The following is a 19,916-nucleotide window of genomic DNA, read 5'->3' on the forward strand; positions in this document are numbered from 1 at the left end:
ATGACCGACCAGTCGACGAAGACCGAGCCCGGTCCTGACGGGGGCATCCCTGTCAGGACCGGGCTCAGCCCCCGCAAGAAACAGCAGATCAGCAGGGCTGTCCAGTACGTCGTGCTGGCGGCCGCGGTCGTCTTCCTCCTCCTGCGCATCGAGTGGGGCAAGCTCGCCGAGAACTTCGCCAAGCCCGAGGTCGCGGCCGAGACGCTGCCGGACCTGTTCACGGTCGCCCTGAAGAACACGATCATCTACTCGGTCGGCGGTTTCTTCTTCGCCTTCCTGCTCGGCCTGCTGTTCGCGCTGATGCGGATGTCCTCGGTACGGCCGTACCGGTGGATCGCGATCGCCTACATCGAGATCTTCCGTGGCCTGCCCGCCCTGCTGATCTTCCTGCTCATCCTGTTCCTGCCGCTGGCCCTGCCGGGCTTCGAGGTGCCCGGCGGCACCTACGGCCAGGGCATCCTGGGCCTGACCATCGTCGGCTCGGCCTACATGGCCGAGACGCTGCGCGCCGGACTCCAGGCGGTCCCCAAGGGGCAGATGGAGGCGGCGCGCTCGCTGGGCATGTCGCACGCGCGGGCCATGACGACCATCGTCATCCCGCAGGCGGTGCGCATCGTGATCCCGCCGACGACCAACCAGTTCGTGTCCCTGCTCAAGGACTCCTCGCTGGTGCTGTTCCTCGGCGTCTCCGGTGAGTACGTCGAGCTCACGAAGTTCGGCAACGACATGGCCTCGACCTTCGCCAACGCCACGCCGATCCTGGTGGTCGGCGTGACGTATCTTCTGGTCACCATTCCGCTGGGCTACCTCGCGTCCCGGCTGGAGAAGCGTCAGGCGAGGGGACGGTGACTCCGGTGAACCACGCGGTCGAGATCCGTGACCTGCACAAGCACTTCGGCAAGCTCGAGGTGCTCAAGGGGATCGACTTCGCCGTCGACCCCGGCCAGGTGGTCTGCGTCATCGGCCCCTCGGGGTCGGGCAAGTCCACGCTGCTGCGCTGCGTGAACCTGCTGGAGCAGCCCACGTCCGGAAGGGTGGTCCTGGAGGGCATCGAGCTGACCGACCGCGACGTCGACATCGACGCCGCCCGCCGCCGGGTCGGCATGGTCTTCCAGCAGTTCAACCTGTTCCCCCACATGACTGCGCTGCAGAACGTCATGGTCGCCCAGCGGCGGGTGCTCAAGCGGGGCAGGGCGGAGGCCGAGAGGGTCGCCAGGGAGAACCTGGAGAAGGTCGGCATCGCCGACAAGTGCGACGCCTACCCGCTCCAGCTGTCCGGCGGCCAGCAGCAGCGCGTGGCCATCGCCAGGGCACTGGCGATGAACCCGGCGCTGATGCTCTTCGACGAGCCCACCTCGGCGCTCGACCCGGAGCTGGTCGGCGACGTGCTCACGGTCATGCGCAAGCTGGCCGAGGAGGGGATGACCATGCTCGTGGTGACCCACGAGATGGCCTTCGCCCGGGACGTGGCCGACCGGGTGGTGTTCATGGACGGCGGCGTGATCGTCGAGGACGGCCCGGCCGCCCAGGTGATCGGCGAGCCGCAGCACGAGCGCACCAAGTCCTTCCTGCGCCGCGTGCTCGACCCGACGCACACCGACGTCTAGAGGTCGATCCGGCACGGCCCGCGCCCGCGTGGTGCGGGCCGTGCCGTGCCTGCCGGGCCGTACGAGCCCGGGGGAGACCTTTGGCACCGTACGGGGCTTCCCCGACCCCACACGTTTTCTACTCGGTCCCCCCACGGGCATCGTTGTCACCCACGGTAGCGACTCGTGTGGCAAGAGTGCAAAAAGGGGAGGTCCTGATACGGGCGAATACTCGTGGGGTCAGATGTCACGCAACATGCAGGTGAGGCGTGAGGTGCACACCCGCCGGCCCTGCTCGTCGGTGATCGCGATGTCGTAGGTGGCGAGCGTCCGCCCCCCGTGGATCAGGGTCGCCACGCCGATGACGTGCCCGGACGTGGCCGAGCGGTGGTGGGTGGCGTTGATCTCGACCCCGACGGCGATGCGTCCGGGGCCCGCGTGCAGGGCCGCCCCGGTCGAGCCGAGGGTCTCGGCGAGCACGCACGAGGCGCCGCCGTGCAGCAGGCCGTACGGCTGGATGTTGCCCTCGACCGGCATCCGGCCCACCACCCGCGCGGGGGTGGCCTCGGTGATCTCGATCCCCATCCGCTGGACGAGCGTGTCCCTGTGGGAGACGCCGAGTTGCTCCTCCGTGCGGCGCGCCACTTCGTCGGGGTCTGTCATGGTCAAGGGGATGTCTCCTGTCGTGCGGGACCAGGTTTTCTGTCGCACCAGGAGACTAGGCTTCCGTTGTGCCGAAGAGCGAAGCGACCCCCACTCGTCCGTGTCTCCTGCTGCTGGACGGGCATTCATTGGCCTACCGGGCCTTCTATGCCCTGCCCGAGGAGAATTTCTCCACGACGACGGGTCAGACGACAAACGCGGTGTTCGGGTTCACGTCGATGCTGGTCAACGTGCTCCGCGACGAGCAGCCCACGCATGTGGCGGTCTGCTTCGACCGGTCGGAACCGACGTTCCGGCACGAGGAGTACGCCGACTACAAGGCGAACCGGAGCGCCAGCCCCGACAGTTTCCGCAGCCAGATGAGCCTGATATACGAGATGCTCGACGCGCTGCGCGTCCCGCACCTGTCGCTGGCGGGCTACGAGGCCGACGACCTGATCGCCACGCTCGCCACCCAGGCCGCCGGGCAGGACATGAACGTGCTGGTCGTCACCGGCGACCGTGACGCGCTCCAGCTGGTCGACGACCGCGTCACGGTGCTGATGACCCGGGTCGGGATCAGCAACATGACCAGGTTCACCCCCGAGGCGGTGCTGGAGAAGTACGAGCTCACCCCGGCCCAGTACCCCGACTTCGCGGCCATCCGCGGCGACTCCAGCGACAACCTGAAGAACATCCCCGGCGTGGGGGAGAAGACCGCGGCCAAGTGGATCCGCGAGTTCGGCTCCCTGGAGGAGCTGGTCAACCGGATCGACGAGGTCAAGGGCAAGGTCGGCGACAAGCTCCGCGACCACCTCGACCAGGTGCTGATGAACCGCCGTCTCACCCAGCTCATGCGCGACGTCCCGCTGGAGCGCGAGGTCTCCGCCCTGACGATCGGCCAGGGGGACCGCGAGGAGATCAACAAGATCCTCGACACGCTGGAGTTCCGGGGGGAGCTCCGCGACCGGCTGTTCAAGACGCTCGCCTCCGCCGAGCCCGAGGTCGAGGAGGGCTTCGAGGTCGAGGCCGTCAGGCTCGGCCCCGGCGAGGTGGCCGGATGGCTGCGGGCGCTGCCCGAGGGCAGGGCCGGGCTGGCCTTCAAGGGCGCCTACGGCAGCGGCACCGGCCGGATCGACAGCATCGCCGTCGCCGCGCCCGACGGCGCGGGCGGCGGGCATGGCGCCGCGTTCATCGACCCCACCACGCTGACCGAGGCCGACGAGACGGCCCTGCGCGCCTGGCTCGGCGACGAGTCCAGGCCCAAGGCCGTGCACGACGCCAAGGGGCCGATGCTGGCGCTGTGGGCGCAGGGGATGGAGCTGCGCGGCCTGACCTGCGACACGGCGCTGGCGGCCTACCTGGCGATGCCGGGGCAGCGGACGTTCCTGCTGGAGGACCTCGTGCGGGCCTACCTCCAGCGCGAGCTGCGCGGCGAGGCCGAGACCGGCGGCCAGGCCAGCCTCTTCGACGACGAGGACGACGACACGGCCCGGGAGCTGGGCCTGCGGGCACTGGCGGTCAGGGAGCTCGCCGACGCGCTGGAGGCGTTCCTGGAGCCGCGTGGCGGCACCCACCTGATGCGCGAGGTGGAGCTGCCGCTGGTGACCGTCCTCGCCGAGCTGGAGCGGGCCGGGATCGCCGCCGACGGCGACTACTTCAGCGGCCTGGAGGCCGAGTTCGGCGCCGCGGTGAAGCAGGCCGTCGAGGCGGCGCACGCGGCCGTCGGCGAGCAGTTCAACCTGGGCTCGCCCAAGCAGCTCCAGGAGATCCTGTTCGTCAGGCTCAACCTGCCCAAGACGAAGAAGACCAAGACGGGCTACACCACCGACGCCGACGCGCTGGCCTGGCTGGCGGCCCAGACCGAGCACGAGCTGCCGACGATCATGCTCAGGCACCGCGACCAGGCCAAGCTGAAGGTCACGGTCGAGGGCCTGGTCAAGGAGATCGCCGACGACGGGCGCATCCACACCACGTTCAACCAGATCGTGGCGGCCACCGGGCGGCTCAGCTCGGAGAAGCCCAACCTGCAGAACATCCCGATCCGCACGGTCGAGGGCCGCCGGATCCGGCAGGGCTTCGTGGTCGGGCCGGGCTACGAGACCCTGCTGACCGCCGACTACAGCCAGATCGAGCTGCGGATCATGGCGCACCTGTCCGGCGACGAGTCGCTGATCGCGGCCTTCGAGTCCGGGCACGACTTCCACAAGACCACCGCCGCCCGGGTCTTCGACATCGAGCCCGAGCAGGTGACGGGGGAGATGCGGGCCAAGATCAAGGCCATGAACTACGGCCTGGCCTACGGCCTGTCGGACTTCGGGCTGGCCGGGCAGCTCAACATCCCGGTGCAGGAGGCGAAGGCGCTCAAGGAGGAATACTTCGAGGAGTTCGGCGGCGTCCGCGACTTCCTCAACGCGATCGTCGCGCAGGCCAGGCAGGACGGCTACACCGAGACCATCATGGGCCGCCGCCGCTACCTGCCCGACCTCAACAGCGACAACCGCCAGCGCCGCGAGATGGCCGAGCGGATGGCGCTCAACGCGCCGATCCAGGGTTCGGCGGCCGACATCATCAAGGTCGCCATGCTCAACGTGCAGAGCGCCGTCAAGGAGGCGGCCCTGGGCTCCCGGATGCTCCTCCAGGTCCACGACGAGCTCGTGTTCGAGGTGGCCCCCGGAGAGCTGGAGACCCTGCGCGAGCTGGTCACCGACCGGATGAACGCCGCATATTCCCTGCGCGTCCCGCTGGAGGTCTCGGTGGGCGTCGGCCGCACCTGGGAGGACGCCGGGCACTGACGATTGCCCGGCCTGCCCGACTCTGTTCTAGGGTGGTGATTCAGCCGATATCTCGACGGGCACGGGAGTTTTGTGCGGAGTTCATCCCCCCTACCGCAGATCATCATGATGGCCAACGTCGTGGTGGTGGCCGCCGCAGTGGTGGTGCTTCTCACGCTGCCCGCGACGGTCATCCCGCAGGCCACCCCCATGGCCGGCGCGGCGACCGGCGCGGCGACGGCCACTCCCTCGCCGACGCCGACGCCGTCGCCCTCGCCCGATCTCCCCTCGGCCGCCCTGCCGCCGCCGGTCCAGGCCACCCCGGAGTTCGCCCGCCAGGTCAAGGCCAACGAGGCGGGGATGGTCCCGGTGCTGATGTACCACCGGATCACGAAGAAGCGGCTGGCCTCCATCGACCGCACGCCCTCCCAGGTGCGCCAGGAGATGGAGAAGCTGGCCCGGGGCGGCTACGTGCCGGTCACCGCGCAGGAGTTCGTCACCGGGAAGATCAACATTCCGGCGGGTAAACATCCGGTCGTGCTGACCTTCGACGACGGGCATGCGAGCCACTTCGCGCTGGACGGCAACGGGATGCCGGCCAGGGACACCGCGGTCGGGATCATCTACCAGGTCGCCAAGAAGTATCCGAGCTTCCGTCCCGTCGCCACCTTCTGGGTCAACCAGCAGCCGTTCGGGCTGCGCGGCCGGAAGGACCAGGCACGCGCCGTGCAGTGGCTGACCTCGCGCGGTTTCGAGGTGGCCAACCACACCTGGGGCCACCCCTACCTGCCGGGCCTGTCGAAGAAGAAGGTCGCCGAGCAGCTCGTCCGGGTCGAGCGGCTGCTCGAGAAGCTCGGCACCGGCCCGTCCGACACGCTCGCGCTGCCCTTCGGCGCGATGCCGCGCAAGAGGTCCACCGTGCAGGCCGGCAAGTGGGACGGGACCCGCTTCGCCTTCAAGGGGGTCTTCCTGGCCGGCGCGCAGCCGTCGGTGTCGCCATTCGTCAAGGATTTCGACTGGCGCGCCATCCAGCGGATCCAGAGCAACGGGAAGAGGGGCGAGTGCCGCAAGTGGTGCTCGCAGTACTGGCTGGAGTGGCTGAACAAGCATCCGGACAAGCGCTACACCGCGGACGGTGATCCCGATCGCGTATCCGTACCGCAAAAACTTCGGGGTATCATCGGCTCCGAACGGCGGCGGCAGGTCAACGCGTATTAACGTCCTGTTTCCGGCGTGTCGTGCCTTCGGATTGACCAGACTCGTCTGGTCTCATATGCTGATCGCTGCGCTGTGGGCTCGCGCGTGTCTCGGACGGAGTGGGCTCGCGCTCGGTCAAGCCGATGAATCCTGGAATCCTTCGGCTTGAACGATAAGAGGCCTGCCGCGTGTTCGCCACATCGACATCTGTCCGCGTTCGGAGCAATTCCACACATGACGAGCAGCACTGAGGCCACCTCGAGCACCCCGCAGGTAGCGGTCAACGACATCGGGTCCGAGGAAGACTTCCTCGCAGCGATCGATCTGACCATCAAGTACTTCAACGACGGCGACATCGTCGAGGGCACCGTCGTCAAGGTCGATCGAGATGAAGTTTTGCTCGACATCGGCTACAAGACCGAGGGTGTCATCCCCTCGCGTGAGCTCTCGATCAAGCACGATGTCGACCCCGCGGACGTCGTCGAGGTTGGCGAGCACGTCGAGGCCCTGGTCCTCCAGAAGGAGGACAAGGAAGGGCGCCTGATCCTGTCCAAGAAGCGCGCTCAGTACGAGCGGGCCTGGGGCACGATCGAGAAGATCAAGGACGAGGACGGCATCGTCACCGGCACCGTCATCGAGGTCGTCAAGGGTGGACTCATCCTCGACATCGGCCTCCGTGGCTTCCTGCCGGCGTCCCTGGTCGAGATGCGCCGCGTCCGCGACCTTCAGCCGTACGTGGGCCGTGAGCTCGAGGCGAAGATCATAGAGCTGGACAAGAACCGCAACAACGTGGTTCTCTCCCGCCGCGCCTGGCTTGAGCAGACCCAGTCCGAGGTGCGTCAGACGTTCCTCAACACCCTGCAGAAGGGTCAGGTCCGCAAGGGCGTCGTCTCCTCGATCGTCAACTTCGGTGCGTTCGTGGACCTCGGCGGCGTCGACGGTCTGGTTCACGTCTCCGAGCTCTCCTGGAAGCACATCGACCACCCCTCCGAGGTCGTCGAGGTCGGCCAGGAGGTCACCGTCGAGGTTCTCGACGTCGACATGGAGCGCGAGCGGGTCTCGCTGTCGCTCAAGGCGACGCAGGAGGACCCCTGGCAGCAGTTCGCCCGCACCCACCAGATCGGTCAGGTCGTCCCGGGCCGCGTCACCAAGCTGGTGCCGTTCGGTGCGTTCGTCCGCGTCGAGGAGGGCATCGAGGGCCTGGTCCACATCTCCGAGCTGGCCGAGCGCCACGTCGAGATCCCCGAGCAGGTCGTCCAGGTCGGCGACGAGATCTTCGTGAAGATCATCGACATCGACCTGGAGCGTCGCCGGATCTCGCTGTCGCTCAAGCAGGCGAACGAGAGCGCGACCGGCGCCGACATCGAGTTCGACCCCACGCTGTACGGCATGGCGGCGACCTACGACGACCAGGGCAACTACATCTACCCCGAGGGCTTCGACTCCGAGACGAGCGAGTGGCTCGAGGGCTTCGAGAAGCAGCGTGACGAGTGGGAGCGGCAGTACGCCGAGGCCCAGACTCGCTTCGAGGCTCACAAGAAGCAGGTGGAGGAGGCCCGCAAGGCCGAGGCCGAGGCGGGCGAGGCTGCCCCCACGTCCTACTCCGGTGAGACCCCGGCCGCCGGTTCGAGCTCCAGCTCCACCAGCAGCAGCTCCTCCGCTCCGGCGGCGGGCGCCCTCGCCTCCGACGAGGCTCTCGCGGCTCTGCGCGAGAAGCTCGCGGGCGGCCAGAGCTGACGCCGGCGTAGCAGTAGGGATCTGAGGATCTGAGAAAGGGCCCCGCTCCGGCGGGGTCCTTTTTCGTGCGCGGGGGCGTCCTGACCGCCGCGAGGACGCCGGCGTTCGCGCCGTGGCCGTCGTGCGGGCGTTAGGGTTTGCGCTGTGACCGTGATCGAGTGGGCTGAGCCCGAGGACGCCGGCGAGATCCTGACCGTGCAGCGGGCCGCCTACGTGAGCGAGGCCCAGCTCTACGGCGATCCGTTCATCCCGCCGCTGGTGGAGTCGGCCGGGCAGGTCCGCAAGGCCATCGAGACCGGTGTGGTGCTCGTGGCCCGCGAGGGGGAGAGGATCGTCGGCGCGGTCCGGGGGCAGACGTCCGGCACGACCTGCAGGGTCGGCCGCCTGGTGGTGGCTCCGGACGCGCAGGGGCGTGGTGTCGGCGGCACCCTGCTGACGGCTCTCCACGACGAGATCGCCGCCGCCGTGGCGTTCGATCTGTTCACCGGGCACCTGTCCGAGGGCAACCTGAGGCTCTACCGCCGTCACGGCTACCGCGAGATCCGCCGGGAGCGGATGAGCGACCACCTGACCTTGGTCCACATGCGCCGGGAGCTCCAGGAACGACCGTAAAAAACGTAAAATATCGGCCTATTTCATTTTCTTGTGAATGACGGCGGGCAGGGCCTCGTGCTCCGGGCGGTGGGAGCCCCTCCAAGCCGCCCGCTCCCCGGCCCGGAGGGCCGCTCCCCGCTCTGACGGTCCGCCTCCCGGTTCGGGGATGGCCATGTCTCCCTGTCCGATGCCCCTGCTCTCCGGCTTGGGGGCGTTTCCCGCTCTGACGGTCCGCTTGCCGATCCGATGCGCCTGTTCCCCGGCTACTCCGGGGCGCGTGTCGTACCGCGTATGCTGCGGATCATGCTGAAAGTGGGTCTTACCGGCGGGATCGGGTCGGGCAAGAGCGAGGTGTCGCGGCGGCTGGCGTCCAGGGGGGCCGTGGTGATCGACGCCGACAAGATCGCCCGGGAGGTGGTCGAGCCGGGGACCGGCGGGCTGGCACGCATCGTGGAGATCTTCGGAACCGAGGTGCTGCGCGAGGACGGGTCGCTCAACCGGGAGAAGCTCGGTTCGATCGTCTTCGCCGACTCGGGGAAGCTGGCCTCGCTCAACGGCATCGTGCACCCGCTGGTCGGAGCCCGGGTCGAGGAGCTGCAGCACCAGGCGGACGAGAGCGCGATCGTGGTCTACGACGTGCCGCTGCTGGCGGAGAACAACCTCGCCCCGATGTACGACGTGGTGGTCGTCGTGGACGCCGCGGACGAGGTCCGCCTCGCCCGGCTGGTCGGGATCCGAGGTATGAGCGAGCAGGACGCCAGGGCCCGGATCGCGGCCCAGGCGGATCGTGAGGACCGGTTGAAGATCGCCGACCTCGTGGTGCCGAACGAGGGGTCGCTGGAGGACCTCGGGGCCCGGGTGGACGAGGTCTGGGCCGAACTGTCCGCCCGCGCCGGCTGAGACGCCGCCACCGTCCACGTCACGTCCGGCAGGTCGAACAGTTCTCGGCCGGGCTCGTCGGTGTAGGTTTTCAGCTCGGGACGCAGCTGCTCGAACACCTCGCGCAGTCCACTCACGCCGGACCAGGCCCGGGTGTCGGCCAGGGGTGCCGGGCCGAACGCCGCCAGCTAGCACCGGACCATCTGGCGCATGTCCGCCGCCGTGGCCTTCGGTCGTACGCCGGTCCGGAACCGCGCGGTTGAGCGCCCGCGGGCACAGCGGGCCGGCACCTGCTCGACGCGCCGGACCGCGGGCGCCCAGCTCAGCGCACCTTACGGAAGAACTCGCGAACGTCGCCGACCAGCAGGTCCGGCGCCTCCATCGCGAGGAAGTGCCCGCCCTTGCCGAGCTCGGTCCAGTGCACGACATGGTGGTCGCGCTCGGCCCAGCGGCGGATGGTCACGTCATGGTTGGAGACCAGCACACCGGTCGGCACCGTTCCGGGCTGGGATGCCGCCCACTCCTCTGCGCCTTCGCCCCAGCCCGCACCGGCTCCGGTGCTGTCACCGGAGCCGGCGTTCCAGTCACCGGCGTCGGCTCCGGCGCTGGCACCGGAGTCGGCACTCCAGTCGCCGGCGGCCTCGGCGTCCCAGGCGTTCGCGGAGATCTCCTCGTAGTAGATCTGCGCCGCAGATCCGGCTGTGCCGGTCAGCCAGTACAGGCAGACGTCGGTCAGGATGCGATCGCGATCGATGCTGTCCTCGGGCAGCCCGTCCTCGGGGTCGGTGAGTTCCTTGAACTTCTCCACGATCCAGGCGAGCTGGCCGACGGGTGAATCGTGCAGACCGTAGGTCACCGTCTGCGGCCGCTTGGAGTTGCACTGCAGATAGCCGTCGTTGAAATTCTGCATCGCCTGCCAGCGCCGCTGCTCGACCTCGGACAGGCCCTCCATCTCCCCCTCCGCCCCGATCGGGAAGGTGATCATGGCGTTGACGTGGACGCCTACGACGCGGTCCGGATCCTGCCTGCCCATCTGGGGGGCGACCCATGAGCCGGTGTCATAGCCGTGCACGCCGTACCGCTGGAACCCGAGCTGGGCCATCAGCCGCACGAGCACCCCGGCCATCCTGGCCGCGTTCATACCCGGCCCGGCCAGCGGCGTGGAGAACCCGAACCCCGGCAACGACGGGATCACCAGATGGAAGGCGTCGGCCGGGTCGCCGCCGTGCGCGCGGGGATCGGACAGCGGGCCGATCACGTCGAGGAAATCGGTGAACCCGCCAGGCCAGCCGTGCAGCAGCAGCAAGGGCGTGGCGTCGGGCTCGGGTGAGGGCACGTGCAGGAAATGGAGGTTCTGCTCATCGATGGTGGTGAGGTACTGCGGGTACGCGTTGAGCGCCGCCTCCCGCGCCCGCCAGTCGTAGCCGGTGCGCCAGTACTCGGCGAGATCCTTCAGGTAGCCCAGCGGCACCCCCCGGCTCCAGCCCACCCCCGGCAGTTCCTCCGGCCAGCGGGTGTTGGCCAGCCGTGCACCCAAATCGTCGAGCTGGGCCTGCGGGATATCGATACGAAAAGATCGGGTGTTCGTCATGCCTGTGAACCTATGAAGCCCTTAGGACGGGTCCGGTCCTAAAAGTCTGGCAATCTTGAGGGCATGTCGGGGACCTCCGCACGCCTGCTCAGACTGCTGTCGCTCCTGCAGACCCATCACGACTGGTCCGGGGCCGAGCTCGCCGACCGTCTGGGCGTCACCACGCGCACGGTCCGCCGGGACGTGGAGCGCCTGCGCAAGCTCGGTTATCCGGTGAACGCCGTTCAGGGGACCGCTGGTTACCGGTTGGGAGCCGGCGCGTCGCTGCCGCCGCTGCTGCTCGACGACGACGAGGCGGTGGCCGTGGTGGTCGGGCTCCGCACGTCGGCGGGCGGTTCGGTCACCGGGATCGAGGAGACCTCGCTGCGGGCACTGACCAAACTCGAACAGGTCCTGCCCTCCCGGTTGCGGCACCGGGTGAACACGCTGCACACGGCGACCGTCCGGGTCGGCGGCACCGGGCCCGCGGTGAGCCCGGACACGCTGATGGCGATCGCCGACGCCTGCCGTCGCCACGAACGGCTGCGCTTCGACTACACCAGCCCTCGCTGCGGCGACACGATCCGGTCCGTCGAGCCACACAGCCTGGTCAGCTTCGGCCGGCACTGGTACCTCGTCGCCTGGGACACCGGCCGTGATGACTGGCGCACCTTCCGGGTGGACCGGCTACGGCCGCGCACGCCGACCGGCCCGCGATTCGCGCCCAGACAGCCACCCGACGGCGATGTCGCGACCTACCTGGCACACCAGCTCTCGTCACGGACCTGGCCGTGCCAGGCGACCGTCAGCCTGCACGAATCCGCCGAAGCCGTGGCCGACCGGGTGTGGCCGGGCATGGGCGTCGTCGAGGCCGTCGACAACCGCACCTGCCTGCTGCACGTCGGCGCCGAAACCCCGTCGGCACTGGTCTGGATGATCACATCGGTGGACACCGACTTCACCCTCATCAGCGGCCCACCGGCACTCGCCGACGCCCTCCGCACCCAGGCCACCCGCTGCCTGCAGGCCATACGGGTGACATAGCCCCCGCGGGGGAGACCGCCCGGCGCGGTCAGAACTCCGCGTCCAGCGCGATCTGCCCGATCGCGGGCAGGTAGGCGTCCAGCTCTCCGGGCTCGAACCTGCGGGTCCCGACGACGTACCAGAACTGGCCTGCCACCTCGCCCGCCAGCTTGTAGCGGCCGTCCGGCGCGATCGCCGCCCATCCCTCCGGCAGGCCGAGGAGGGCCACCCGCTGGGCGGGAGCCGTACCGGGGTGGAGCTCCCAGAGGATCGCCACGCCGTCGTCGCCCGCGCTGGCCAGCAGGTCCCCGGCGGGGGCGAAGGCCAGCGACCAGATCCGGCGGGTGTGGCCGGTCAGCGCGTGCAGGTGCCGGCCGGTACGGGCGTCCCAGAGCCGCACCGCCGGGTCGTCGCCCCCGGTGGCCAGCAGCGAGCCGTCCGGGCTGAAGGCGACGGTCCACAGCCGTCCGGGGTGGCGGGTGAGGGTGTGGAGCAGCCTGGGGCGCCACGGGTGGCCCGGCCGCGGATCCGGCCGCAGGTCCCACACGCGGGCGTCGCCGTCGTTGCCGGCGCTGGCCAGCGTGCTTCCGTCGGGGCTGAAGACCACCGAGTACACCCGGTCGGTGTGGCCCTCCAGGATCGCCACGCACGTGCCGGTCTCGACCTCCCAGACCCGCGCCAGCCGGTCGTCGCAGCCGGTGGCCACGTGGCGGCCGTCGGGGCTGAAGGCGATGGAGCGGACCCGGCCGTGGTGGTCGGCGAGCTTGACGACCTGGCGGCCGCTCGCCCGGTACCAGACGCGGACGCTGTCGTCGTCGTTGGCGGTGGCGAGGTGGTCCCCGCCGGGGCTGAACGCCTCAGCCCACACGTGGTCGGTCTCGACGTCCAGCTCGCGCTCGTAGTCGCCGGTGGCGGCGTTCCAGAAGTGCACCCCGCCGTCGTTGCTCGCGGCGGCGATCGTGGGGTCGGCGGGGCTGAAGGCGGCGGAGATGAGCCGGTCGGCCTGCCCGGTGAGCTCCCGCAGCCGGCGGCCCGTGCGCGGCTCCCAGATCCGCACGACCCCGTCGTTGCCGCTGGTCGCCAGCATGCTCCCGTCGGCGCTGAACCGCACTGAAGTGATCTTGCGGCCGTGACCGCGCAGGACGCGCCGGCACTGCCCGGTGGCGGTGTCCCAGAGCCGGACGGTGCCGTCGTTGCTGCTGGTGGCCAGCTGGCCGCCGCCGGGCCGGAAGGCGAACGGCCAGACGGAGCCGCGGTGCCCGGCCAGCTCCACCCGCTCGCGCTCCTCGGCGACCCCGTGCAGGTGGACCGCGCCGTCGGAGTCGGCGCTGGCCAGCAGCGAGCCGTCCGGGCTGAAGCCGACCTGGTAGACGGCCGCCCGATGGCCCGTCCGCATGCCGCGCGAGGCGCCCGAGACCGGGTCCCACAGCCGGATCGCGCCGTCGGTGTCGCCGGTCGCCAGCAGCCGGCCGGAGGGCGCGAAGGACAGCGCGTAGACGCTGCCCGTGTGCCCGGTCAGCGCGTGCAGGACCTGCCCGTCCCGGGGATCCCAGATCCGCACCACGCCCTCGCGGTCGCCGGCGGCCAGCAGCGTGCCGCCGGGGTCGTAGGCGATGCGGTAGACGGAGCCGCGGTGCCCGTCCAGGGTCCGGACGATCTCGCCGGTCCGCACGTCCCACATCCGTACCGTCCCGCCCGCGTCGCCGGTGACGAGCGTGTCGCCGCCCGCGTCGAACGTCGCGGTGTAGATCGGCGCCAGGTGGCCGGGGAGCTCCCGGTACGGCAGGCCGGTGGCGGTGTCCCAGATCCGTACGGTGCCGTCGGCGCCGCCCGCGGCGATCAGCCGCCCGGCGGGGCTGAACACCACCGGCCACACGCCGTCGCGATGCCCGGCGAGCACGTGGGAGGCGCTCGCGGTGACCGGGTCCCAGAGCCGGACCGTGCCGTCGCTCGCCCCGGTGGCGAGCAGGTCGCCCGAGCGGCTGAAGGTGACGGCGTAGACCCGGCCCCGATGACCCTGCAGGTTTCTGACCGGCAGGCCGGTGGCGCTGTCGCAGAGCAGCACCCCGCCGTCGTCGCCGCCGATCACCAGGGTCTCGCCGTCGGGGCTGTAGGCGACGGGCTCGGGCAGCCTGCTGGTCTGGAAGTGGTAGCCGTACGGCACGCCGATCGCGGCCGGGGCCAGCTGGACCTCCACCGGCTGGCCAGGTGCGATCGCGGCGCCGCGGAGTTCGGGGACACCGGCCACCGTGCCGGTGACGTCGATCAGCGCCGCCCGCTGCCAGCGGCTGCCCGCCACCGCCACGTCCCGCAGGTCCGCCCTGGCCAGCCGGGCCCGCGTCAGGTCGGCGCCGCGCAGGTCGGCGCCGGTGAGCCGGGCCTCGTCCAGCCGGGCTCCGGTCAGCCGGGCGTCACGGAGCACGGCGCGCGACAGGTCGGTCCCGACCAGGGTGGCGTCGGTCAGGTTGGCCCCGGTGAGGTCGACCTCCCGCAGGTCGCGCGCGGACAGGTCCTCGCCGCGCAGGTTGGCGCCGCGCAGGTCGGTCATGGCCGGGGTGCGCAACCGGGTGGTGATCTTGATGGCGTTGGTCCGGGAGACGTCGTCGGCGCCGGGGTCGGCGAGAACGTCCGCCGCCCAGGCCTGGCAGGCGCGCACGTCGGCCAGGTCGCACAGGAAGTCCACCGTGAGCTGAGACAGCGGCCTGCGCGCGAGCGTCACCGGGTCGGCGAAGGTCATGGCGATGTGCCGGGCGACCAGCCACTCCATGACCGACGAGTGGATGAACCCGAACAGCCCCTCCTCGGTGCGGACCATCAGGCTGCCGGTCCCCACCGCGTGCGCGGTCTGCTGGCCCGACAGCTGCCCGTCCGCCAGGCCGGTCAGCGTCTCGGCGATCTCGGCCAGCTCCGCCGGCCGCAGGTAGGCCTCCCCGCTCTCCCACAGCCGCAGCGCCAGCGTGGTCACCGCCTGCCGCAGCTCCCCGGCGCGCAGCCCGGCCGGCGCGCCCGGCACGTCCCGCACCCGGCGCTCCTCGAAGGCGAGCCAGGAGCCCATGATCTCCTCGTACAGCAGCGCCGCGCTGATGGTGTGCCGGGCCTTGGCGACGGTGGCCAGGCGCTGGTCGTCGAGGTCGGCGATGAAGCTGAGCATGCGCGGGTTCCTGGCCAGGCCCAGCAGGTCCTCGATGTCGCTCATCAGCGAGAGCCGGTCTCCGGCGGCGCCCTCGTCGCCGTCGTAGCGGTTGACGAGGTAGGAGCGGATCTGCGGGCCGGTGAAGTCCTCCACGCTGAGCAGGCGCCGCTGCGGCAGGAGGCCCACCTTCTCGCCGAGCTTGGTGAGCACCTGGGCGCTGGACTTGAAGTGCTGGGAACGGCTGGCCACGACGATCTTCGCCTTGTCCTCGGCGGCCTGCAGCAGCGTGTCCAGATGGTCGGCGGCCCGGTCGTAGGTCACCCGGGTCACCAGCTCGTCGAACCCGTCGAACAGCAGCACGATGCGGCCCTGGCGGAGCATGTAGTGGAAGGCCTTCAGGTCGATGACGTCCTCGCCGTGGTTGGCCAGGTGCGCGGCGACCAGCCCGTCCACCGAGTGCGCCTTGTCCAGCGCGCGCAGCTCGATCAGGATCGGCACCAGGTGAGGCAGCTCCACCGGGATCCGCCGGGCCAGCTCGCGCAGGGCGAAGGTCTTGCCGTGCCCGAAGTCGCCCAGCACCAGCAGGAACCGGCCGTGGTCGGTGGCCAGCAACCGCATCAGCTCGTCGGTGAGCCCTTCCCGGACGCGCCGGTCGGGACGGTCCAGCTCCCGGAAACGCTGCGGCACGTACAGCCCCTGCGGGTAGCGGCGGTCCCCGCGCAGCCGCGCTGTCTGGTCGGCCACGTATCCGGTCAGGTCGAGCAGTCCCTGGAACTCGGTGAAGCTGCGCAGCCGCAGCCCGCGCCGGGTCATCTCCTCGCGCAGCGCCTGCGCGGGCGGCGGCCCTTGGTAGACCAGCTCGGCGCCGTGCTCCAGCCCGGAGGCGTGCACCTGCCCGGCGAAGGCCTCCACGTCCTGCCCGGTCAGCTCGCCGGCGTGGGCGCCTATCCTGAGCTGCCGGACGAAGCCGTCCTCCGGATAGGTGACCAGAAGCTGCGGGACGTCGCCGACCACCCTCCTGATCTTGACCCGCTCGTGCCGGGCCTCGCAGACCTCGGCGATCCGGTCCAGCAGCAGCATGGCCGGGGCGGCCGCCCGTTTGGGCTCGGCCGCCGCGGGGGGAGCCGCCGGCGGCAGGGCGGCGGGCGCGCCGCCCCCGGGGGAGAACGTCAGCCCCGTCCCGTGCCAGGCGCGTGACAGCTCCTCGGCGGGCAGGAGGGCGGCCCGGTCGCGGTCCCAGCGGCGCAGGCCGCCGGAGGTCACCTCGACGAGCTGGTGGCGGCCCGGCCCCGGAGCGGGCAGGCAGGTCAGGCTCTCCGGGCCGGTGCCGCCCGCGCCGTGCAGCAGCAGGTTGAGCCGCCCGGCCAGCAGATGCTCAAGCGTCGAGGTGTCGCGCAGGTGCGCGGGAGCGGGCGGGTGGGCGACCGCGCCGATCCGCAGCCAGCCCGCCTCCTCGAACGGCCGCAGCCGCTCGGCGAACCACGCCGCCTGCGCCTCGCCCACGGAGCCGTACCGGTCCTCCTCGCGGTGGCTCATGGCCATGGTGGAGTTCAGTCCGGCCACCACGACCTTCAGATCGGGGACGGCGAAGAGCGTCCACGGCTGGGCGCTGTCGAACTCCGGTCCGTCGAGCCCGAGGTAGAGCTCCTCGAACAGGCCGGTGAAGTGGCGCCACTTGGGCCAGTACGGCGGCTGCGGGCGCACGTCGTCGGCCTCGCAGTTGCTGAAGTACGCCCGGGAGGCGGCCTTCGTGATGTCCCTCGGACCGGGTACGACGATCAGCCGCTGCGGCTCCAGTCCGAGCAGCACCCGCAGCCCGGTCAGGAACGCCGCCGCCTCGCCGAACTCCCGGCGGCCGCCCGACTCGGTCAGGTCTCCGGTCACGACCATCAGGTCCGGCCGGGGCAGCCCGGCGTCCCGCAGCCGGGTGAGGTCGGCCCAGATCCTCGGCTGCAGCTCCTCGGCCGTCAGCGGCTCGTCCTCGTCGGCCAGCCCCCGGCCGAACCGGGGGCCGGCGACGTGCAGCAGCGTGATCGACTCGCGCGGGACGTGCGCCGACGGCCCCGCCGGATACGCGGGCGGCGCCACCGGGGTACGGCGGGCCCGCGCCTGCCCGCGCCCGGACGGCGCGGGCAGCACCTCGCCGGGGATGGTCGCCGGGCCGTTGGGGAACGACGGCCGGTCCAGCGGTTTGGCCCGGCCCGCCAGAGCCTGGCCGATCCGGTTGAGCAGCAGCGCCCGCGCCTGGTCCGGATCGGCGACCCCGACCAGGTCCACCCAGGTGATCGTGGACAGCAGTCCCTCCAGCGGGCAGTCCTCCAGCCGGATCGTGACCAGCTTGTTGGAGGGGTTGTCCGGATCGGCGCGGAGCGCGGCCTGCCACTCCATCCGCCCCCAGCGCGACTTGAGGTAGTTGCGCGACAGCACCGCCACCACGAGCGCGGCCTCGCTGACCCCCCGGTCCATGAACTCGATGAACTGGGTTCCCGGCACGAAGTCCCAGGCCTGGATCATCGTCCGGTATCCGGCGGCCTCCAGCTCCCACGCGATCCACGACGCCCAGCGCTCGTCGGCGGGGGAGTAGCTGACGAAGATGTCGACCGGCCTGTCGTCGCGCGCCATCGCGTCCCCACCCCTCGCCGCCATGTCCGGGAGTTCAGTATCGCCTCTGGTATCGGAGTTTTGGAGGGCTTCGATCAAGGACAGGCGTGCGATCTTGGGCCGCCTCGTAGATCATGGTCGGTGTGCTGCGGCGACTGAGCGTTCTCGACTGGATCCGGGTCGGCCTGCTGGGGCTCGGTCTCCTCGCCGTCGTCACCGAACTGCTCCCCGTGGAGGACGCCGCGGGCGAGGTGGAGCGGATCGCGCCCATCCTGCTGTTCCTCGTCGCCGTGATCGTGCTGGCGGAGCTGGTCAAGGAGGCCCAGGTCTTCGACGTGATCGCGGCCAGGCTGGCGGCGGCCGGGCGGGGACACTACGTCGTGCTCTTCCTGCTGTGCACGGCCTTCGCGTCGCTGGTCACCATGTTCCTGAACCTGGACACGACGGCGGTGCTGCTGACGCCCGTCATGCTCGCCCTGGCGGCCAGGACCGGGATCGCCGCGCTGCCGCTCGCCATGACCACGGTCTGGCTGGCCAACACCGCCAGCCTGTTCCTGCCGGTGTCGAACCTGACGAACCTGCTGGCCATGGAACGGCTGGGCCTGTCGACCAAGGAGTTCGCCGGGCGGCTCTGGCTGCCGCAGCTCGTCTCCGTCGCGGTCACCATGGTCTTCCTCTGGGTGTTCTTCTGGCGGCGCGGCCGCCGCGGCGCCGACCGTTACGACCCGCCGCCCCCCGTGCCGGTCGCCGACCCGCTGCTGTTCCGGACGGCGGCCACCGTGTGCGTGCTGTTCATCGCCGCGATCCTGCTGGAGCTGCCGATCCAGCTGGCCGCCCTGGCCGCGGCGGTGCTGATGATCGCCGCCTTCGCCTGGCGCGACAGGTCGAAGCTCACCCTCGCACTGTTTCCCTGGCAGCTCCTCGTCTTCGTCACCGGCCTGTTCCTGGTGGTGCCCACCCTCAGCAGGTACGGCCTGGCCGGGCTGATGAGCGCCCTGGCCGGGACCGGGGGCGACGGTGACGGGGCCTACCGGGCGGCCGCCGTGGGGGCGGGCCTGTCCAACCTGATCAACAACCTGCCCGCCTACACCGCGGTGGAGAAGGTCATCCCGGTGGTCAACCAGGACCAGCTGCTGGCCCTCCTCATCGGCACCAACATCGGACCGGTGATCACTCCTTGGGCCTCGCTCGCCACCCTGCTGTGGTTCGAGTGGTGCCGCCGGAGGGGGGTGCGGGTGCCGATGCTCACGTTCGTGCTGGCCGGGGCGGGGCTGGCCGTGGTGGGTGTGACCGCGACCGTGGGCGTGCTGCTGCTCACCGCCTGACCGCCTCCAGCAGGTCCTGCTGGAGCCCCGCCCGGCTTGCGACGAAGTCGCGCCCGCCCCCGGAGAGCGGGGCGCAGTCGAAGGGGGTGCCGTCGAAGCCGGTGACCACCGCTCCGGCCTCCTGCGCGATCAGCAGGCCGCCGGGCAGGTCGACGATCCCGGTCCGGTAGCCGATGATCCCGTCGATGTCCCCCCGGGCGAGCATCACCCAGGCCAGCAGCGGCGCCCAGAGCCGCAGCACCCGCCGGGCACGCCTGTCCAGCACCGCCTTCAGCGCGCAGGCCACGGTGTCGCCGCGCCGCACGCCGTACCCCTGGATCCAGGCCAGCACGGGACCGCTGCCGGTCGGCCGGTACGGCGGGGCGGTCAGCGGGCCGCCCGGACCGAGCGCGCCCCGGCCCCGGACGGCCGACCAGGTCCTGCCGGTCACCGGTTCGTGCACCACCCCCAGCTCGGGCCGTCCGTTGCGGCACAGGGCCAGGCCCACGGCGTACAGGGGCAGGCCGATCGCGACGTTGTTGGTGCCGTCGAGCGGGTCGATGAGCCAGGTCCACTCCGAGTCCGCCCCGACCAGCTCGCCCGACTCCTCGGCGATCACCGAGTGGTCCGGGAAGGCGGTCAGCACCCGCCGCAGCAGCAGCCGCTCGGCGGCCAGGTCGAGGTCGGTGACCACGTCGCCGTCGTCGCCCTTGGGGGTGACCTCGACGATCCCCCGGGTGCCGTCGGCGATCAGCCGCCCGGCCGCCCGCGCGGCGTCGACCGCGATCCGGCGAGCGTGTTCGAGATCCGTCTCCTGAACCATGCGGTCCTCCTCGGTCGTGTCGTGGAGCGGCCACCCGGCCGGGCCGGCCGGTC

The 19,916-nt window shown here is 70.9% G+C and carries 12 protein-coding genes and 2 pseudogenes; 9 read left to right on the forward strand and 5 right to left on the reverse strand.

Going from position 1 to position 19,916, the window contains the following annotated elements; all coding sequences use genetic code 11:
- Complete coding sequence (locus SROS_RS14365) at positions 1-849, forward strand: amino acid ABC transporter permease (RefSeq protein WP_012889663.1); 849 nt, start codon at positions 1-3, stop codon at positions 847-849.
- Positions 846-1,607: an amino acid ABC transporter ATP-binding protein gene (locus SROS_RS14370; RefSeq protein WP_012889664.1), complete on the forward strand. Its 762-nt coding sequence runs from the start codon at positions 846-848 to the stop codon at positions 1,605-1,607. The genes SROS_RS14365 and SROS_RS14370 overlap by 4 nt, the downstream gene beginning before the upstream one ends.
- Positions 1,608-1,826: 219 nt before the next feature.
- Here the strand turns inward: SROS_RS14370 and SROS_RS14375 are convergent, their stop codons facing one another.
- Positions 1,827-2,249, reverse strand: coding sequence for a PaaI family thioesterase (locus SROS_RS14375; RefSeq protein WP_043652013.1), 423 nt, complete (start codon positions 2,247-2,249; stop codon positions 1,827-1,829).
- Positions 2,250-2,317: 68 nt separating this feature from the next.
- Here SROS_RS14375 and polA point away from each other — a divergent pair, with 68 nt between their 5' ends.
- From polA to coaE, 5 genes and pseudogenes are all read left to right on the forward strand, one after another.
- Positions 2,318-5,023: a DNA polymerase I gene (gene polA, locus SROS_RS14380; RefSeq protein ID WP_012889666.1), complete on the forward strand. Its 2,706-nt coding sequence runs from the start codon at positions 2,318-2,320 to the stop codon at positions 5,021-5,023.
- 105 nt (positions 5,024-5,128) lie between these two features.
- Positions 5,129-6,220, forward strand: a complete 1,092-nt coding sequence (locus tag SROS_RS14385) for a polysaccharide deacetylase family protein (protein WP_012889667.1) — start codon at positions 5,129-5,131, stop codon at positions 6,218-6,220.
- A gap of 213 nt (positions 6,221-6,433) precedes the next feature.
- Entirely contained in the window at positions 6,434-7,936 is a 1,503-nt protein-coding gene (gene rpsA, locus SROS_RS14390) for a 30S ribosomal protein S1 (RefSeq protein ID WP_012889668.1), read from the forward strand.
- A gap of 105 nt (positions 7,937-8,041) precedes the next feature.
- A pseudogene (locus tag SROS_RS14395) lies at positions 8,042-8,548 on the forward strand (GNAT family N-acetyltransferase); the annotation flags it as partial.
- A gap of 285 nt (positions 8,549-8,833) precedes the next feature.
- Positions 8,834-9,430, forward strand: coding sequence for a dephospho-CoA kinase (gene coaE, locus SROS_RS14400; protein ID WP_043655609.1), 597 nt, complete (start codon positions 8,834-8,836; stop codon positions 9,428-9,430).
- A gap of 14 nt (positions 9,431-9,444) precedes the next feature.
- Here coaE and SROS_RS49530 read toward each other — a convergent pair.
- Both SROS_RS49530 and SROS_RS14405 read right to left on the reverse strand, forming a co-directional pair.
- Positions 9,445-9,597 (reverse strand): annotated as a pseudogene (locus tag SROS_RS49530) (DNA glycosylase AlkZ-like family protein); the annotation flags it as partial.
- A gap of 134 nt (positions 9,598-9,731) precedes the next feature.
- Positions 9,732-11,000 carry an epoxide hydrolase family protein gene (locus SROS_RS14405; protein WP_012889672.1) on the reverse strand — a complete coding sequence of 423 codons (1,269 nt, stop codon included), beginning with the start codon at positions 10,998-11,000 and terminating at the stop codon, positions 9,732-9,734.
- A 63-nt stretch (positions 11,001-11,063) separates the two neighbouring features.
- Between SROS_RS14405 and SROS_RS14410 the strand changes: the two genes are divergently transcribed.
- Entirely contained in the window at positions 11,064-12,023 is a 960-nt protein-coding gene (locus SROS_RS14410) for a helix-turn-helix transcriptional regulator (protein ID WP_012889673.1), read from the forward strand.
- A 28-nt stretch (positions 12,024-12,051) separates the two neighbouring features.
- Here the strand turns inward: SROS_RS14410 and SROS_RS14415 are convergent, their stop codons facing one another.
- Complete coding sequence (locus tag SROS_RS14415; protein WP_245564638.1) at positions 12,052-17,781, reverse strand: WD40 domain-containing protein; 5,730 nt, start codon at positions 17,779-17,781, stop codon at positions 12,052-12,054.
- A gap of 89 nt (positions 17,782-17,870) precedes the next feature.
- Between SROS_RS14415 and SROS_RS14420 the strand changes: the two genes are divergently transcribed.
- Positions 17,871-19,061: an ArsB/NhaD family transporter gene (locus SROS_RS14420; protein WP_012889675.1), complete on the forward strand. Its 1,191-nt coding sequence runs from the start codon at positions 17,871-17,873 to the stop codon at positions 19,059-19,061.
- Here the strand turns inward: SROS_RS14420 and SROS_RS14425 are convergent.
- Positions 19,051-19,863 (reverse strand): inositol monophosphatase family protein, encoded by an 813-nt coding sequence (locus SROS_RS14425; RefSeq protein WP_012889676.1) that lies wholly within the window; start codon positions 19,861-19,863, stop codon positions 19,051-19,053. The genes SROS_RS14420 and SROS_RS14425 overlap by 11 nt on opposite strands.
- Positions 19,864-19,916: the final 53 nt, after the last annotated feature.

Origin of the sequence: Streptosporangium roseum DSM 43021 (assembly GCF_000024865.1) — a bacterium.
GTDB lineage: Bacteria > Actinomycetota > Actinomycetes > Streptosporangiales > Streptosporangiaceae > Streptosporangium > Streptosporangium roseum.

Bases quoted from the DNA above. Each gene is read 5' to 3' on its own strand.
- SROS_RS14365 (WP_012889663.1), top strand. From the start codon at position 1: ATGACCGACCAGTCGACGAAGACCGAGCCCGGTCCTGACGGGGGCATC.
- SROS_RS14375 (WP_043652013.1), bottom strand. From the start codon at position 2,249: ATGACAGACCCCGACGAAGTGGCGCGCCGCACGGAGGAGCAACTCGGC.
- SROS_RS14385 (WP_012889667.1), top strand. From the start codon at position 5,129: ATGATGGCCAACGTCGTGGTGGTGGCCGCCGCAGTGGTGGTGCTTCTC.
- rpsA (WP_012889668.1), top strand. From the start codon at position 6,434: ATGACGAGCAGCACTGAGGCCACCTCGAGCACCCCGCAGGTAGCGGTC.
- coaE (WP_043655609.1), top strand. From the start codon at position 8,834: ATGCTGAAAGTGGGTCTTACCGGCGGGATCGGGTCGGGCAAGAGCGAG.
- SROS_RS14405 (WP_012889672.1), bottom strand. From the start codon at position 11,000: ATGACGAACACCCGATCTTTTCGTATCGATATCCCGCAGGCCCAGCTC.
- SROS_RS14410 (WP_012889673.1), top strand. From the start codon at position 11,064: ATGTCGGGGACCTCCGCACGCCTGCTCAGACTGCTGTCGCTCCTGCAG.
- SROS_RS14415 (WP_245564638.1), bottom strand. From the start codon at position 17,781: ATGGCGGCGAGGGGTGGGGACGCGATGGCGCGCGACGACAGGCCGGTC.
- SROS_RS14420 (WP_012889675.1), top strand. From the start codon at position 17,871: ATGGTCGGTGTGCTGCGGCGACTGAGCGTTCTCGACTGGATCCGGGTC.
- SROS_RS14425 (WP_012889676.1), bottom strand. From the start codon at position 19,863: ATGGTTCAGGAGACGGATCTCGAACACGCTCGCCGGATCGCGGTCGAC.